Raw genomic sequence first — 17,044 nt, 5'->3', positions numbered from 1 at the left:
TAAACTTTTTTGTTTTTTACCCCAACAACACCCTTTCCACGCTCTCACGATAAGATTCTCCAATAGGAATGGTAGTTTTGGCCAATACCAATTGATGTCGTTCAATTTTGAGAATTGCCTCAATGGCGACGATGTACGACTTATGAACGCGCAAAAAACGCTCAGGTGGCAAAATGCGAAGCAGTTCGGTGACAGTCATTCGCGTAATGACGCGGCGGCTGCGTTCGTAAATAAACAACAGATTGGTGTCTGATTGAATGTACTGAATTTCACCCAGCGACACGCGCACCCAATCGTAGCCTTCTTTTACAAAAATGTAACTCTGTCCTTCCACCCGTTGGCTTTGCTGGGCATAGACGCGATTGGCGGCTTGTAAAAAACGGGTAAACTCAATGGGTTTCAGCAAATAATCCAACGCTTGAACGTCAAACCCTTGGACGGCAAATTCGGGGTAGGCGGTGGTAAAAATGACCTGCGTTTGTCCTTGAAGAATACGGGCGAAATCTGTTCCGAGCAAATCGGGCATTTTGATGTCCAAAAACACGCAATCGACGCGTTCTTTTTTCAAAAAAGCTAAGGCTTCCTTGGGACTCACAAAGGTTTGTTTTAGGGTTAAAAATGGCACAAGGTGGGTATATTCTTCGATAACGGCCAAGGCCGCAGGTTCGTCGTCGATGGCGATGGTGGAAACGTTCATGGTTTACAATTGAAGCGTCAAATCTACGAGAAAAGTACCTTTTTCGGGGCCAAATGCCAAGGTATATTGGTGAGGATACAGCAATTGTAGTCGTTTTTGGGCGTTTGGCAAGCCCGTTCCTGCCCCTTTTTGGTGGCCATGTACTGTCAAAAGGCTGTTTTCGACGCGCAGATGGAGTTTTTTGTCTTCAATCGTCAAGCGAATAGTGACAAAGCTAGGCGTGTCCAAACTAATGCCGTATTGGAAGGCATTTTCAATGAAGGGAATCAACAACAACGGTGCAATATCGGCAGGTTCTTGGTCCCAATGAATTGACGTATTGATGGATACGTGGGGGTGTTGCGGCAAGCGGGCGCGTTGGAGGGCGAGGTATTTTTCAATAAATGCCAGTTCCTTTTCTAAGGATGTTTTTTCGTGACGAACTTCTTCCACGCTGTGCCGTAAAATCCCCGATAATTGTTGTACCAACTGCGCCGTGGGCGTGTCTTTTTCGGTGAGGGCCGAACTGTAGATGGTATTGAGCGAATTGAACAGAAAGTGAGGGTTTAACTGCGCTTTCAAGGACTGAATTTCTACTTCGCGTTGCTGTCTCTCCAACTCCTCCTCTCGCTTCCGACTTTGCCAAACGTACATGATGAGGGTGAAAAAGGCGGTGTAGAGGAGATAGAAGATAATATCATCTACTCCTAAAACAAGCAAGCCATAGACAAATCTGTTTTGGGTAAGGATATGAAACGAATCAAGCAAAAGAGCTGAAAAAGGGCGGAAAAGGTTTCCGTTTTCCTTTTGGGTTTCAATCCAAGCCTGTTCTTTTTCATATTCGTAGGTGTAATTGAAGAGAAGCCAATCGTAAAAAGCCCACAGAATAATTTGTAGTATTAGTAGGGCTCCAACAAAGAGGCAAAATTTAATGGCAAAACGTTTAAACTGTTTTTGGACTAAATCCTGAAAAATAAATAAGTAAAAGTAGGTTGATATTGAGACAATCAATAATGCTTTAATGAATGGAGCATTTTTAGTTGCAAATAGCTGTATAGCAATACTCTGCCATGGTATAAAAATGGTTACGTTTTTAACATGATAAATTTCGAGGTAGTTATTTGTAAAAAAATGCCATATTAAAAGTAAGAGCAATAAAACCCCATAATGAATCCAGAACAATCGCCATTTATTGATGTGCATAGCTGTATGGTTTAAGATGATGCTCCAAAGCAAATACAACCATCGGAGCGATAAAAATAAATGTGGCGAGTACTTCAAAACACGTGCTGTACCCCCTAAAAAATTGCGAAAAAGGTCCTCACGAAGCCGTCAAATAATTGGCCGTACTTTTTGTTGCGTACTGTTCACAATTTACCGAACTTTCATCGTTTATTGGCCAAATTCTAAACCGTCTTTCCAATGCGCTCCTTTATGAAGCACTTCAAAGTCCCTCGCCTAGCAGGAGAGGGATTTAGGGTGAGGTTACTCGCTCTACTTACGCTTTTTTCCACCACCTTCCTCTCCCAATGTGGAAAACTCAACGAAATTCGGGTGGTAGGTCGAAATTTTGAAGACGAAATCAACCTCGCCCAAAACTTGGTTTTTACGTTCAACAAAGACATTGTTCCCACGTCCGAACTCAACAGCTGGGAATCGACCAAATTTATTGAGTTTATTCCTGCCGTGGCGGGAAAATTTAAGTGGACAGCCCCCAACGAATTGGTGTTTTCGCCCGCGAGTGGGTTTGAACCTGCGACCGAATATCGCGCCGAATTGAGTAAGGAGTTGGCCAAGAAAACCATCGACAAACGCTATGACCTATCGGGCGACGATGTGACGTTTCATACGCCTTACCTCCAACTTACCGAAGCCGAAACCTACTGGACTAAGTCGCGCGAAACGGGAAAACCGTTGGCAAAAACCAAGTTATATTTTAATTATGACCTCAGTAGTGGCGAAATTGGTGGAAAACTCAGTGCCAAAAGCGACGAGAAAAAGCTAAGTCCTTCCGTCATTCCTACGCAAAACGCGCCTGTGGTGACGGTGGCTTTGGGGGAAGCCGTTGCTGATAAAAACGAACAACCGCTCGAAGTCGCCGTTGAAAAAGGGGTAAAAGTTCCCAACACAACCTACACAAGCACAGCGCCTTTGACCTTGTCAAGTACCATTCCATCGGCCACAACGCTTGAAGTGAAAGATGTAAAAACGGGCTTTGAAAATAACCGAGGCATGGTGCGGGTCATTACGACGCAAGAACTGAAAAACGAGGATTTGAGCACCTATTACAGCATTCAGCCTGCCGTACAGACCAAAGCCGAATTGACCGAAAATGGCTTCGTCATTCGGGGTGATTTTAACGAAACTGATACCTACGTGCTCACCCTCACCGACCAAGTGCAGGGGGTGCTGGGAGCGCGTTTGGAAGAACCCGTTAGCAAAGATTTGTTTTTTGGGTTGATGCCTGCCAGCATTTCGTTTGTCAACAAAAAAGCCATTTACCTCTCTTCCAAAGGCGCGCGAAATGTGGGCATCCAGATTGTGAACGTTCCGAAAGTACAGGTGAAAATTGCGAAGATTTACGAAAACAACATTTTGCAGTACCTCCGCAGCAACCGTTACGAAGAATACGGGTACTTAGGTGGGGGTGAGGATAATTGGGGGCCTACGGGAAATTACAACTACGACGAAGATTACAACCAAGTTTTCAGCGACGTCGTAGTGGACAAAACGGTAGAAACCGATAACCTGCCCAAAGTAAAGGGCGTTTCGGCCTTGAATTTGGGGATTCCCGACGCGAGCAATGAGTTTCGAGGAATTTATGTGGTGACGGTGCAGTCAAAAGACGAACAGTACAACCGCGCCATCAAAATGGTGTCGTTGTCGGACATTGGTCTCATTGCCAAACAAGGCAAAGATGAATTGTGGGTGTTTGCCAACTCGATTAAAACCGCCGAGCCGCTAGGTAAGTTGGAAGTCAGCTTGGTTTCGACCAATAACCAAACCGTCGTAAAAGGAAAAACTGACAATGACGGGGTGGTGAAATTTGAGAAGTTATCGGAAAAAGCGCCGAATTTTAAAATTGCGATGGTAGTGGCCCAAACGCCGCGTTCAGAGGATAACACGGTTCAGGACTTTAACTATTTGTTGTTGGAAGACGCCCAAGTCGAAACCTCCCGTTTTGAGGTAGAAGGCAAGCGCGATAATGCGTCGGGTTTTGAGGCGTTTGTGTATGGTGACCGCGACATCTATCGTCCAGGGGAAACGGTGCACTTTAATACGGTCGTTCGTCAACAAAATTGGAAAAGTGTGGGTGAAATCCCGTTGAAAATCAAAGTGATTTTGCCCAATGGAAAAGAATTGAAGACGTTTCGGGTAACGACTAACGGTCAAGGCGCCGTAGAAACCTCGGTAGCACTCGACAAAGCGGCCGTCACGGGCGGCTACAGCGTGGAGGTGTATAACGCCAACGATGTGTTGTTGACCTCCAAAAAACTGAGCATCGAGGAATTTATGCCCGACCGCATCAAGGTGGATGTCAAAGCGAACCAAGACCATTACCGTACGGGGCAAACCATTCAACTCAACGCAACAGCCCTCAATTTGTTTGGCCCACCCGCGTCGGGGAGAAACTACGAAATGGAGTTTTCGTTGAAGAAAAAAGCCTTTTTTGCCGAAAAATACAAGGAATACATTTTTGACATACCTAACAATAGCAAATACGAAAATACAGTACGCCAAGGAGTAACCGACGACAACGGGCAGGCCAAAGAGGGTTTTGTGCTTCCTGCTACGTACCAAGATGTGGGTGTGTTGGAAGGGAAAATTTACGTAACGGTTTTTGACGAAACAGGCCGCCCCGTCAATCGTCTCAAACGCTTTGATGTCTTTACCCAAGACGTCTTTTATGGCGTACGAATGCCCGATAGCTACGTTGGGCTCAACGCTCCCGTTCCGATTGGTTTGGTGGCGGTGGACAAAGACGGTCGCCCAAAAGCAACCGCGACGGCCCAAGTGGACATTGTGCGGATGGAGTATCAAACCGTCGTAGAAAAACAAAACGACCAGCTACGGTATGCGTCCAAAAAGCGGGAAAAAGTCGTGTATTCCAACGTGATTTCGTTCAAAAATGGCTTATCCGAAGTACGTTACGTACCCACAGTATCGGGAGAATACGAAGTTCGCATTCGCCGTGCAGGTGGGGTAGCGGGGTATTCTGTGACCCATTTTTATGCCTACGGCTGGGGAGGTACGTCGGCTTCGTCGTTTGAAGTAAGCAACGAAGGCGAGGTATTGATGGAGTTTGATAAGCCATCGTACCAAGTCGGGGATAAGGCAAAGGTGTTGTTCAAAACGCCGTTTGCGGGAAAATTATTGGTGACGGTGGAGCGCAATCAGGTATTGGAGCATCATTACTTAGAAACTGATAACAAATCGGCCGAATTTACCTTCTCATTAGGCGATGAGCATTTGCCCAATGCCTACGTCACGGCTACGTTGATTCGTCCGTTGGATAATTCAAACCTACCGCTGACGGTAGCGCACGGTTTTGCCTCGGTGAAAGTGGAAGAAGAAGACACCAAAATTCCCGTAGAAATTGTGGCAGTAGAGAAGTCGCGTTCAAAGACCAAACAGAAAATAAAAATCAAAACTGCGCGGAATGCCCAAGTAACGGTTGCGGTGGTGGACGAAGGGATTTTGCAAATCAAAAATTTTCAAACGCCAGATATTCACGGGTTTTTCTACCAAAAACGAGCCTTAGAAGTCAACAGTCACGACTTGTATCCGTTCCTTTTTCCCGAATTATCGTTGGCTTCCACAAGCAGCGTTGGGGGAGATGGCTACGATTTGGAAAAACGCATCAATCCTCTTTCTAATGGGCGGGTGAATTTGGTGGCGTATTGGTCGGGACAACTAGAAACTGGGCTCAGCGGAGAAGCCGAGTTTGAGGTGGACATCCCGCAGTTTTCGGGCGATTTGCGCATTATGGCGGTGGCGTACAAAGACAATGCGTTTGGGTCGAATAACAAAAATATGAAAGTAGCCGACCCTATTGTCATTAGTACGGCCCTACCGCGATTCTTGAGCCCAACCGATGAGGTAATTGTCCCCGTAAATATCAGCAACACCGAAAAAACAACGGCCAATGTCACGGCAAGTATCGCTATCAGTGGCAAGTTATCGGCGGTTAGTCAGGTAACTCAGCGCCTAAGCATTGCCCCCGAAAAAGAAGCCAGAACGTACTTTACCATCAAAGCGGCCGAGGCGATGGGAAATGGTTCGGTGGTTGTGACGGTGAATAATGGCAAAGAGAAATTTGTTGAAAAAACGGAGCTGACGGTACGTCCTGCCGCTTCGTTGCTCAAAGCGAGTCAGTCGGGAGTGATTGCGGGCGGTAGCACTGCTACCATCGATTTGCGAGGGAATGATTTTATCCCGTCAACCGTAACGAGCCGAATCGTAGTGAGCCGTTCGCCGATGGTACAATATGCCAAAGCCCTCGACTACCTGCTTGGCTATCCACATGGTTGCATCGAACAAACGATTTCGAAGGCATTTCCCCAGATTTATTTTGGAGATTTGGCCAAAACCATTGCTCCAAAAACCTACCTCGTCAAAGCAGGCGAGAGCGATTTTAACCCGACTTTCAACGTTCAAGCGGCCATTCAAAAGGTAGAAAGTATGCAGTTGCCCAACGGTGCGGTAAGTTACTGGCCTGCCAGTACCGAGGAATCGGCCTGGGGAACGGCCTATGCAACGCACTTTTTGTTGGAAGCCCAACGGGCTGGTTTTGAGGTGAATGCGTCGGCACTGGGGCGGATGTTAGATTACCTGACGACCAAAGCAGGAACAGCGGCTACGGAATATGACTACGTTTACAACGAAACAGGCGGCTATACGCAGTTGACGATTGCGAGCCGCACGACCATGTATTCACTGTACGTCTTGGCATTGGGTGGAAAAGCCAATCGGGCGTCGATGAACTATTACAAACAAAATCAACAGTTATTGACGCTCGACACGCGCTATTTATTGGCAGCGGCGTACAAGCAAATCGGTGACGAACGCAGTTATAAGGCCTTATTGCCCGCCGATTATGTGCCTCCAGTAGGGGCGAGAGGACTGAGCGGAAGTTTTGCTAGTCCGATTCGTAACTTGGCTTTGACGGTCAATACCCTCATTGAAACTGATCCGAATAACCTCCAAATTCCTCGACTTGCCCGACGCTTATCAGAAGCGATGGCGTCGAGTTCGTACCTCAACACCCAAGAAGCGGCATTCTCGTTTTTGGCGTTGGGTAAATTGGCCAAGAAAAACGCGAATTCGACGGCAACTGCTAAAATGACTATCAATGGCAAAGGGTATCAATTTGATGGAAAAGAGTTAATAATTTCAACAAATAGCCCACTTCGGGGGTTGGGGGCTGCCTCGGGCAAAGGTTCGGTCTATTGGTTTGCCCAAACGGAGGGCATCAGTGCGACAGGAACTTATACGGAAGAAGATGCAGGTTTGCGCGTCCGTAAACAATTCTTCAATCGCTTTGGACAACCAATCAGCACGTTCCGACAAAACGACTTGGTAGTGGTAAAGATTAGCCTCAGCAGCACCGACGGCTCGCCAGTTGAAAACGTGGTGGTGACGGATTTGCTCCCAGCGTCGTTTGAAATCGAAAACCCACGTTTGACCGAACCCCGCGATATGCCGTGGATTCAGGCACCTACCGTTCCCGACCACTTTGACATTCGCGACGACCGTATCAGTTATTATACTACCGCCACGTCCGAACCCAAAACGTTTTATTACATGGTTCGGGTCATTACCAAAGGCACATTCACACTTGGCCCCGTGAGTGCCGATGCCATGTACTCGGGCGATTTTAGAAGTTATTCGGGAGGAGGAAAGGTAAAAGTGGACTAAAAACCTAGCCCAAAAGTGCTTAGATAGGGAGTGGACGTTAGTTTTCTGATGTCTTCTCCCTATCTTTGCATCAAACGAAAAAAACGTTTTGTCAGTAGAAAGCGTTTTGGCTGAATAAATTAGATGGTTGATATTCGCAAAATGATTCGTAGTTTTAGCTACGCCTTTGAAGGGGTGGTAGCATTGTTTCGCTACGAAAACAATGCCCGTTTTCACCTTATTGCGGCTTTTGGAGTAGTTTTGTTAGGAATTGTGCTTGGGTTAGAGCGTTTTGAGTGGGCGCTGGTGGCGATAGTGATAGGAGCAGTTTGGGCAGCAGAAGCATTTAATACGGCCATTGAAAAATTGTGCGATTTGGTGTCGCCCGATTACCATCCACAAATCAAAGCGGCCAAAGATTTGGCGGCAGCAGGAGTAATGATAACATCAGTAGTAGCTGTAGTGGTGGGAGCAATTGTGTTTGGCGGTAAGCTGTGGTGTTGGTTCTTGAATATGTAAATTCCATAAAATAAACAGATGGATTCTCACAATCAATCATTAGAAACCTTGACCGAGATTCGGGATTTGATGCAGCGCTCATCAAAATTCCTATCGTTAAGCGGTTTGTCAGGGATATTCGCGGGTATTGTTGCACTGGGGGGGGCGTTAGTGGCGTACTTACGTCTCAAAACCGATGCGCTGAGTTACGATGGCATGAGCGACGTCTCGGAGCTTACCCGTGGTGAAATGATGCGTTTTGTACTCCTCGATGGAACCATCGTCTTGGTTTTAGCATTAATTTTTGGGGTGTTCTTTACCATTCGTAAAGCAAAGAAGTCGGGGCAAAGTGTTTGGAATAGTACATCAAAACGCCTGGTCATTAGCTTAATGATTCCGCTCGTAACGGGAGGGGTTTTTTGCTTGGCGATGTTTTACAGAGGTATTTTGTGGGTGAGTTTTCCCGCAACCCTCATTTTTTACGGATTAGCCCTGCTCAATGCTAGTAAATACACCGTTCGTGATGTCGAATACCTGGGTATTTGTGAAGTAATTTTAGGATTGATTTCACTGTTTATGACGGGATATAACTTACTGGTTTGGGCGCTAGGATTTGGAGTTCTTCACATTGTTTATGGAACTTACATGTATTTTAAGTACGACATAAAACGCTAGCAGATTACCCTACTGCAATTAAAGAAAAGACACACTAAATGCTCGAACATTTCAATAAAGCTTTTGAGAGTAAGGCAAGGTTAGGAATCATGTCGGTGTTGATTGTCAATGAGTCGTTGAGTTTCAACGCCCTCAAAGACCTCCTTCAACTGACCGACGGAAACCTCGCTACCCACCTGCGCGCGCTCGAAGAGCAAGGGTATGTGAGTGTTCAAAAACAATTTATTGGACGAAAACCCAACACTACCTACGCCGCGACTGACGATGGCCGTACGGCGTTTACGCAGCACCTCAATACCCTAGAAGCATTTATTCGCTCAGGAACTTTTCAAGAAACGAAATGAGCGCGTGAGTATAAATTCACGCGCTCATTTCGTTTAATTAATTCCCCCCAAGCGGAATCAACAGACCTATTGACCCTTGGATGTTTCGCGTAAACCTTTTACTTGCAGCAGGGACATCACCGTCGCTGCCAAGACCATAATAGTAGCGTCCTTCAATGAGCAATTGTGCCCTTCCAAGTCCCAACGCTACCCCTGCACCTCCTACAGCCCCGTATTCGAGACGTTGATCACCTGAATCAAATTTCAAGTCAGTGGTAGTCGTAATGCCACTAAAGGTAGTTTTTGTCTTGGCACTGAGGGCATAGCTTCCAAAACCTCCTGCATTGATAAAAAACTTCGTTAGACCATTGCCAAGCGATACTTTGAACAAAAGTGGGACGGTCACACTGTTGACACGACTTTCGCCTGTAAGTAAACTTCCTGACTGGGAAGCGCTGATTTTATAGGCTGTTTGAGAATACAAGATTTCTGGTTGAACTGAAAATGTTTTTCCACCGAGTTCTACCACCAACCCACCGTGGTAGCCCAATAGAGGATCAACGGTGAGTCCGCTGGCTTTGATGGCATCTGAAGTGATAGAACTGTAATTGGCTCCGCCTCTCAGACCTACTTTTACCCCAAATCCACCTTCGCTTGCCATCGCGGGTGCAGGAACAGGCTTAGTAGGTTTGGGTTTGGCTGGTTCAACCGTTTTGGCCTGCTTGGGAGGTTTAGAGGGGGCGGTGGTTTTCTCAGGTTTTTGGGTAGTAGTTTTCGTTTTTGCTTTTGATTTATCAGTGGTCGGCGTTTTAGGCTTGATTCCGTGGAGTTTGTCATATTGCTCTTGCATACTTGGAGTAGGCTGCGTTTGAGCAAGGGTAGTTTGTGAAAATCCAGTAACAAAAAGGGCGGCACACAGCAGCAGTGTCGAGAGCTTATTCATGATTTGTTGGAGTTAGGGAAACACTAATTGAAAAAGTTTACAAAAGTGCAGTTTTTTACCCGTACCCTTCTGAGGGATTGTACGGTTTTTATCTACGTGTTTTTACTTGTTTTGGATGTGTAAAACAAAAACGGCGAGTGACTTCTTGAAGTTGCTCGCCGTTGTAAAAAAAAGCGGTGTTTGGTTAGCGGAGTTTCAACGTAACCAAGGTGGCAATGGCCAAAATAATGCCCACAATCCAGAAACGCGCCACGATTTTGGCTTCGTGGTATCCCTTTTTCTGAAAATGGTGGTGAAGCGGCGACATCAAGAAAATGCGACGCCCTTCGCCGAATTTTTTCTTAGTATATTTAAAATAACTCACTTGCATGATGACGGAGAGGCTTTCGGCAAAGAAAATTCCGCACATAATAGGAATCAGCAACTCTTTCCGAATCGCCAACGAAATAACGGCGATGACGCCCCCGAGCATCAAGCTGCCCGTATCGCCCATAAACACTTGGGCGGGGTAGGAATTGTACCATAAAAATCCAATACAGGCCCCCACAAAAGCCGCTACGAAAATTACCATCTCCCCAGAGTTAGGAATGTACATGACATTGAGATACTGCGAAAATTTGGCATTCCCCGATACATAGGCCAAAACGCCCAGCGTAAGTCCAATAATAATGGATGTGCCCGCCGCAAGACCGTCGATACCGTCGGTAATGTTGGAGCCATTGGAAACAGCCGTAATGATGAAAATAGCGACGATGGTATAAATAATCCACGAATAGCTGTCGGGAAGAAGCCCAAAAAGAAGGTTTGAATAGTCAAATTCATTGTTTTTGATGAAAGGGAGTGTTGTCACGGTAGGATTAATGAGGTCATTATAACGCTGGACTTCCCCAATGGCCGAGCTAATCAGGGGTTTATCATAAATCCGAATTTTAACGTGTTGGTTAAACGACAACGTAATCCCCACAATCAATCCGAGCCCTACTTGGCCTACGACTTTAAACTTTCCGTGAAGTCCTTCTTTGTTGTTTTTGAATTTTTTGAGGTAATCGTCAACGAATCCAATCAAGCCTGTCCAAACGGCGGTGATGAGCAGTAAAACGATATAGACGTTGGAGAGTTTGGCAAAAAGGAGCACGGGAACTAACAAGGAAGCCAAGATGATAAACCCGCCCATGGTTGGCGTTCCTTTTTTCTCCATTTGGCCTTGAAGTCCCAAGTCACGAATGGTTTCGCCAATTTGTTTGGTGCGTAAAAAATCAATGATACGTCGCCCAAAAACGGCCGCGATGAGGAGCGAGGTAACGGTAGCTCCCAACGCCCGAAACGAAATATATTGAAATACCCCTGCCCCAGGGAAATTGAAGGTCTTGTCTAAATACGAAAATAGGTAATAAAGCATAGTAAATTGGAGGTTAGGCAAACGCAAAAATGCCTATACTTGGCACGATGTCGGCAAGTATAGGCATTTTTAAGAAAATCAGAAAAAGAAATTAGTCTTCTAAATGAAAAGCCGTTTTGACCATCTCATAATCGCCCATGTTAATCGGTGATTTTTTGACCAACGAATTTGGAATTAACACATAGCGGTACTGCTGCTCGCCCATGGGTTTTAGGTTGCCTTTCAAACCAATCATTACAATTTTTAGGGTAGATGGTGTAGGCATGGTATAGTCAAAACGCAATTCGGCGCTGTTTTGGCGAATGTTAAAAGGCATGGGATGGACTTGCTCGTCAATTTTAGAATAGACATACAATTGATTTTCTTCTAACAACGACGGACTCAATTGTTTGGACGTTAGCTCGCAAGTACGAGCGGGTAAACCAAATACCGTTGTCGTCACCCATTGGTTAGCATCAATCCAGTCTGACGTAATTACTTCAGAAGTATTGAGGTGAATAAACGAGGGGGTATGCGACGCGGTTTTTGTGCCAGTACAATTAATCATCCAGCCTAAAAACATAATCATCAAAAGCCCAAAAATTCCAAAGCGGTAAAAACGATTCATAAAAAACAATTGAAAAGCAGAGGGTTATATACCTTTTAGATACACTAACCATCACTTATCAAAAGTTATGCCAAAGTTAAATTTGTTAAAAATCACTAAAAGCGATAGCGTACTTGGCATTTAATATCTGTTCGGTTTGTCCCTTGGATTTCGTCCACGTACGAGCTGAGTGCGTCGCGTTCGGGCATGGTTGTACGCGATACCCGAAGCCAAATATCCGTGTGCGCATTTGCCGAATACCGCAGCAACAAAAAATGCCGAAAGCCACGCTCATAATAAGCAGGCATCGAAATCGCGTATAGTACATCCTGCTCTACGGCGTATTGACGAGCGTCGTAGCTATCGGTATTGTACGCAGAAACGCGGGCGGTCGCTGCCAACTTGCCCCATTTGGCCGTTACTTCTTGTAACACCAACCATCCTTTGTCGGCTTCGAAGCCGTGGTAGCCAAACGTCCCTCCTTGGATTCGACTGCGAAACGACCAACTGCGGTGGGGTGCGTATTCGGCATTTAGTACAAGGGTGCGGCGCAGGGTTTGGGTTACAAATTTTTGTTTTGACAAATCAGACGCGATATTTCTTTCTTTTTGCTCTTGCCGATAAACGGCGTACAACGTCCATTTTTTGGAAGGCGTCCAGGTGCCTTGTACGAGATAATCCCAGCCTTTGGTAGGTTGTTTATCGACCAAATATTTATACCAAGGGAAGCGATAGAGGTCAACGTAAGTCGCTAGTTTTAGCCGTTTATGAACGCTGTATTTTGCCCCCAAATACAACCCAGCTTCGTTGATATTACGGCTGTTTTCACCAAAAGCATTGGCATAAAAACTGTGAAAATTCCTGTCAAAATTCCGAAAAAGTAGGGACGCATCCCAGCGTTTGGTGAGGCTGGCGAGTACGCCTGCAACGGTACCCGTTCCACCGCTTTTGGAGCGTGCCGTTTCGCCAAAAAAATGAAAATTCCGCCAAACATAGTTGCCATGCAATCCCAAAAGGTGATTATGTTTTCCCCGAAATTCAAATTCATTGCGTGGCGCTTCTGCCTTCTGCAACGGATAGTCAAAAGAAGTATGAAGGTAGGTAGCACCCAGTTGCCCACGGTCAAGATGATACACCAAATGCGCTCCCGCGTTTTGTTCTACGAGGTTGGCGCGGTATTGGAGTTCATTAGGAATGCGAAAAAGCCCGTCGGTTTGGAACGAGCTGACGGTTTGCTGGGCGGTGAGTGTTCCACTCTGCCGAACGCGAGAAAGCAGCGTGGTAAGTTCAAGGCGCTTGCCTAAAGAATAAGTAGCCGCAATGCCGCGAAAAAAGCCCGTTTCGGTGACAGAAGTGTAAGGACGGATACCTGTCGTGGGGCGACGAATGGTATAGACGGTTTCCATGCCTTTGCCCAGCGAAAAACCCGCCGAATAAATTAACCCTTGTCCTACTTGGAGTTGGTAATCACCCAAAATGAGGTTTTTGAGGCGCCCACGGTGCTGTACTTGGGCGTGAAATGATAAAAAATCAGGGCCGTACTTGTGCGCCGAAGGCTTCCACGAAAAAGCTTCCCCTTCGTCTTTTTCGGCCGTAATGCCAAAACTAAAGTCGCGGCTTCGGCTGTAGCGATAGCGAGCGTACCATTGCAGCGGACTACCCGCAAATTTCTGCAATGTTCCATCGCGTGACTGGGGCGCATCTGCGGTAGCTCCGCGTTTTTGTTCTAAAAGTTGCTCCGTTCTTACCAACAAATAATGGTCGCTAGGATTGGTCAATCCATTCCATAACTTTCGATTTTGGGGAGTGACGGTCACAAAGGGGAGCAATCGGTAAATCAGTGCTAACTCAAACTCAGGAATAGCCTGTAACTCGTAGATAGACAGGAAATTTCCAAACTGAGTACGGTACTCAAAGAAGCGATTGAGCTGACGTTCATTGAGAAGATACGTAGCAGCCAGTTCTTCGCGCGTGCAGGTGTTAAGGTCGAGTGGAGCAGTGTAGAGCTGAATCAGATTCTCATAGACCGTACCATAATTGAGGTCTTCTGCCGTGATGGGCAGGAGGTTCTGAACAAATGAAGTGGGGTCAATTTCGCGGCGGCGAAATTCTTGCGCATAGGAAACAGTTCCAACTAAGCCAACCCCAAACGAGAGAAAAAGTAGTGATTTCAAACGAGTAAAAATGGATACGTTTAAACATACAATGGTTTCTTCTTTGTGTTTGAGAATTGAACATAACGTATGATTGTTAGGGTTAAATTAAGAAATTTTCAATAAAACCCCTACTTTAATTATTAAAATTGATAAGAATTGGCCTTTTTTCTTGAAAATGTACAATTTTATGCTTTTATTCGCTGTCTAATACCCACCTAACATTAACAACCCACATGCCTAACGTTTATCAAGACGCTGTTGTAACGAAATATAACATTTTCAACAGCCTGTTTCTGAGCTTACCGTTTCAGGACATCTACCGTACGGGTACGCTTCTTCCGTTGCTTGTTCAGGCGAGTGAGGAAGGGTTTAATGCGGGCAAAAGCCCTTTGCAAATCATCGAGTCGTTTTTTGAGGAATATACCGAAAATGCGACCGAAGATGAACGTCGCGACTTGCTATTTAACTTAATCAAGTTCATTGAACGGCAAGTTGTATTGTTTGATTCCGTGGAAGATGCGGGTTTTGACCACACACATGACAGCAATGGGCAAGGGTCGCTTACGCAGCTTCTCAATCGGGTCGATAGCGACGATTTGCGCCAAAAGCTTCTTCGTAAGTTAGAAGACTTTTGTGTACGCATCGTGTTGACAGCCCACCCTACGCAATTTTACCCAGGCAAAGTACTTGGTATCATCACTGATTTGGAAGAATCCATCAAAGACAATGACTTTGTGGAAGTAAACCATCTTCTATTGCAGTTGGGAAAAACGGGCTTTATCAACAAAAACAAGCCTACGCCGCTGGATGAAGCCATGACGTTGTGTTGGTTTTTGGAGAATGTATTTTATAAAGCCATCCCGATGCTTGTGCAACGCCTGCTCAATGGCCTTGAAGTACCGATGAACGAATGGAAACACACGGGTTTGTTCCGCTTGGGCTTTTGGCCTGGAGGCGACCGCGACGGAAACCCGTTTGTCACTTCGGACGTGACATTGGAGGTGGCTGACCGTTTGCGCCAGATATTGCTCAAGTGTTATTGGCGTGATATTAAATACCTCAAACGCCGATTGACCTTTAATGGGGTAGAAGAGTTTATCTCAACGGCAGAGCGTAAGACCAACAACGCGATTTATTATCCTGATCAAGAGCACTACACCAAAGCCGAAGAACTATTGGCGGACTTGAGCCAAGCACGGGAAGTATTGGTACGCGACCACGATTCACTCTTTGTGGAGTTGTTGGATGAAACAGTGTTGAAAATCAAGCTATTTGGTTTCTTTTTTGCTAGTTTGGATATTCGTCAAGTAAGTCCTAAACACTCATTGGCGTGGCAGGAAATTCTTACGAAAATTGAAAAACAAGTTCCTGTTTTCTCATTCTCTGATTATGAAAGTTGGGATGAAAAACGAAAAATAGATTTCTTGTTGTCGTTGCAGGTAGAGTTGGCAGAAAGCGATTTCAAAGACCCGATTACGCAAGATATTTATGGTTCGATGTTGGCCATTCGTGAAATTCAGAAACGAAATGGAATAGAAGGAGCTCACCGCTATGTCATCAGCAACTGTGCGAGTGCGCTTAACGTGGTGGAAGTATTGGCGTTGTTTAAAAATGTTTGGAAAACAGATGATTTGCACGTTGATATTGTCCCGCTTTTTGAAACTGTAGATGACCTTGCAAATGCGTCGGAGGTAATGAAAATGTTGTACGAAAATCCGTATTATCGGGCGCATTTAGCCAAGAGAGGCAACCAACAAACCATCATGGTGGGTTTCTCCGACGGGACCAAAGACGGAGGATATTTGCGGGCAAACTGGTCAATTTTCTCAGCCAAAGAGCAACTCACAAAAATTTCGCGCGAGTACGATGTAAAAGTGACCTTCTTCGACGGTCGTGGAGGGCCTCCAGGTCGTGGGGGAGGAAACAACCACGCGTTTTATGCGTCGTTGGGGAAAGATATTGAAGACAAAGAAATTCAGTTGACGGTTCAGGGACAGACCATTAGCTCCAACTATGGTACAGTGCCAACGGCCATTTATAACTTAGAAAGATTGTTTACGGCAGGGTTGGAAAACAATCTTTTTATGTCCAAAAACACCAAGGATCAACTTTCTGAGGCCGATAAGGCGCTGATGGAAGAGTTGGCCGATGCGGCGTATCATGCGTATTTGGGACTCAAAAATCACCCGACGTTTGTGCCGTATTTGGAGAAAATTACGCCTTTACGTTTTTACGGACAAACCAAAATTGGTAGCCGACCCGACAAGCGTGGAAGCGGTGGTGGACTCAAGTTTGAAGACCTCCGCGCGATTCCGTTTGTGGGTTCTTGGGCCCAGATGAAACAAAATGTACCTGGTTTTTACGGGTTTGGGTCAGGTTTGGAAACGTTGAAAAACGAAGGGAAAATGGATGCTTTGAAGAAGCTCTATAAGCGTTCGTTGTTTGTTCGTACGTTGGTCGAAAACTCAATGCAGTCGCTGATGAAGGCGTATTATCCAGCTACCAAATACCTCCAAGACAATCCAGAGTTTGCAACGATTTGGAACATGATGTTTGAGGAATACGAGCGTAGTATTCGATTGATGTTGGAGTTTTCGGGCGAAAAAGACTTATTAAACCAAAACCCAGTCACCAAAGAGTCCATCAAGATTCGGGAGCGAATTGTCTTGCCGTTGATGACGATTCAACAGTACGCGCTTCAAAAACTACAAAGTGGAGAGCTCTCTTCCGCTGACGTAGATGTGTTCAATAAGCTTGTCATTCGGGCGATGTTTGGTATCATCAACGCCGCGCGCAACTCTGCCTAATCCTTTTTTTACCTTCCCGAAAGTTTAAAACTTTCGGGAAGGTTGAGATAACTTCTTCGTATTGATTGGCTATGGGGCGTATTT

11 protein-coding genes are annotated in these 17,044 nt (G+C 45.7%); 5 read left to right on the top strand and 6 right to left on the bottom strand.

All coding sequences use genetic code 11. The features are described 5' to 3' along the window. Positions 1 to 16: 16 nt before the first annotated feature. Positions 17 to 697 (bottom strand): LytTR family DNA-binding domain-containing protein, encoded by a 681-nt coding sequence (locus DTQ70_RS22605; protein ID WP_122932909.1) that lies wholly within the window; start codon positions 695 to 697, stop codon positions 17 to 19. Between the two features lie 3 nt (positions 698 to 700). Beyond that, positions 701 to 1,879: a sensor histidine kinase gene (locus tag DTQ70_RS22600; protein ID WP_122932908.1), complete on the bottom strand. Its 1,179-nt coding sequence runs from the start codon at positions 1,877 to 1,879 to the stop codon at positions 701 to 703. 219 nt (positions 1,880 to 2,098) lie between these two features. Here DTQ70_RS22600 and DTQ70_RS22595 point away from each other — a divergent pair, with 219 nt between their 5' ends. The 4 genes from DTQ70_RS22595 (at position 2,099) to DTQ70_RS22580 (ending at position 9,090) form a co-directional block, all read left to right on the top strand. Then, complete coding sequence (locus tag DTQ70_RS22595) at positions 2,099 to 7,594, top strand: alpha-2-macroglobulin (RefSeq protein WP_229599990.1); 5,496 nt, start codon at positions 2,099 to 2,101, stop codon at positions 7,592 to 7,594. Between the two features lie 123 nt (positions 7,595 to 7,717). Further along, the gene (locus DTQ70_RS22590; protein ID WP_122932906.1) at positions 7,718 to 8,092 is read left to right on the top strand and encodes a diacylglycerol kinase family protein; all 375 of its coding nucleotides are present in this window, start codon (positions 7,718 to 7,720) and stop codon (positions 8,090 to 8,092) included. An 18-nt stretch (positions 8,093 to 8,110) separates the two neighbouring features. Further along, positions 8,111 to 8,746 (top strand): hypothetical protein, encoded by a 636-nt coding sequence (locus DTQ70_RS22585; protein ID WP_122932905.1) that lies wholly within the window; start codon positions 8,111 to 8,113, stop codon positions 8,744 to 8,746. Between the two features lie 38 nt (positions 8,747 to 8,784). Beyond that, on the top strand, positions 8,785 to 9,090 hold the full coding sequence (locus DTQ70_RS22580) for a transcriptional regulator (protein ID WP_122932904.1): 306 nt from the start codon (positions 8,785 to 8,787) through the stop codon (positions 9,088 to 9,090). Between the two features lie 37 nt (positions 9,091 to 9,127). On the opposite strand, the gene DTQ70_RS22575 is transcribed toward DTQ70_RS22580, so the two are convergent. The 4 genes from DTQ70_RS22575 to DTQ70_RS22560 form a co-directional block, all read right to left on the bottom strand. Beyond that, positions 9,128 to 10,012, bottom strand: a complete 885-nt coding sequence (locus DTQ70_RS22575; protein ID WP_122932903.1) for a porin family protein — start codon at positions 10,010 to 10,012, stop codon at positions 9,128 to 9,130. 184 nt (positions 10,013 to 10,196) lie between these two features. Next, entirely contained in the window at positions 10,197 to 11,411 is a 1,215-nt protein-coding gene (gene mraY, locus DTQ70_RS22570) for a phospho-N-acetylmuramoyl-pentapeptide-transferase (protein ID WP_122932902.1), read from the bottom strand. A gap of 91 nt (positions 11,412 to 11,502) precedes the next feature. After that, positions 11,503 to 12,018 carry a hypothetical protein gene (locus DTQ70_RS22565; RefSeq protein ID WP_122932901.1) on the bottom strand — a complete coding sequence of 172 codons (516 nt, stop codon included), beginning with the start codon at positions 12,016 to 12,018 and terminating at the stop codon, positions 11,503 to 11,505. Positions 12,019 to 12,113: 95 nt separating this feature from the next. Beyond that, positions 12,114 to 14,171, bottom strand: coding sequence for a helix-hairpin-helix domain-containing protein (locus DTQ70_RS22560; RefSeq protein WP_164490161.1), 2,058 nt, complete (start codon positions 14,169 to 14,171; stop codon positions 12,114 to 12,116). Positions 14,172 to 14,386: 215 nt separating this feature from the next. Between DTQ70_RS22560 and DTQ70_RS22555 the strand changes: the two genes are divergently transcribed. Further along, positions 14,387 to 16,960, top strand: coding sequence for a phosphoenolpyruvate carboxylase (locus tag DTQ70_RS22555; protein WP_122932899.1), 2,574 nt, complete (start codon positions 14,387 to 14,389; stop codon positions 16,958 to 16,960). The last annotated feature ends 84 nt before the right edge of the window (positions 16,961 to 17,044 follow it).

This window comes from Runella sp. SP2 (assembly GCF_003711225.1).
Lineage (GTDB): Bacteria > Bacteroidota > Bacteroidia > Cytophagales > Spirosomataceae > Runella.
The sequence above is the reverse complement of the archived record's forward strand: the minus strand, read 5'-3'. Positions and strand labels throughout refer to the sequence as shown.

Coding starts and splice junctions, on each gene's coding strand:
- DTQ70_RS22605 (WP_122932909.1), bottom strand. CDS start 697: ATGAACGTTTCCACCATCGCCATCGACGACGAACCTGCGGCCTTGGCC.
- DTQ70_RS22600 (WP_122932908.1), bottom strand. CDS start 1,879: ATGCACATCAATAAATGGCGATTGTTCTGGATTCATTATGGGGTTTTA.
- DTQ70_RS22595 (WP_229599990.1), top strand. CDS start 2,099: ATGCGCTCCTTTATGAAGCACTTCAAAGTCCCTCGCCTAGCAGGAGAG.
- DTQ70_RS22590 (WP_122932906.1), top strand. CDS start 7,718: ATGGTTGATATTCGCAAAATGATTCGTAGTTTTAGCTACGCCTTTGAA.
- DTQ70_RS22585 (WP_122932905.1), top strand. CDS start 8,111: ATGGATTCTCACAATCAATCATTAGAAACCTTGACCGAGATTCGGGAT.
- DTQ70_RS22580 (WP_122932904.1), top strand. CDS start 8,785: ATGCTCGAACATTTCAATAAAGCTTTTGAGAGTAAGGCAAGGTTAGGA.
- DTQ70_RS22575 (WP_122932903.1), bottom strand. CDS start 10,012: ATGAATAAGCTCTCGACACTGCTGCTGTGTGCCGCCCTTTTTGTTACT.
- mraY (WP_122932902.1), bottom strand. CDS start 11,411: ATGCTTTATTACCTATTTTCGTATTTAGACAAGACCTTCAATTTCCCT.
- DTQ70_RS22565 (WP_122932901.1), bottom strand. CDS start 12,018: ATGAATCGTTTTTACCGCTTTGGAATTTTTGGGCTTTTGATGATTATG.
- DTQ70_RS22555 (WP_122932899.1), top strand. CDS start 14,387: ATGCCTAACGTTTATCAAGACGCTGTTGTAACGAAATATAACATTTTC.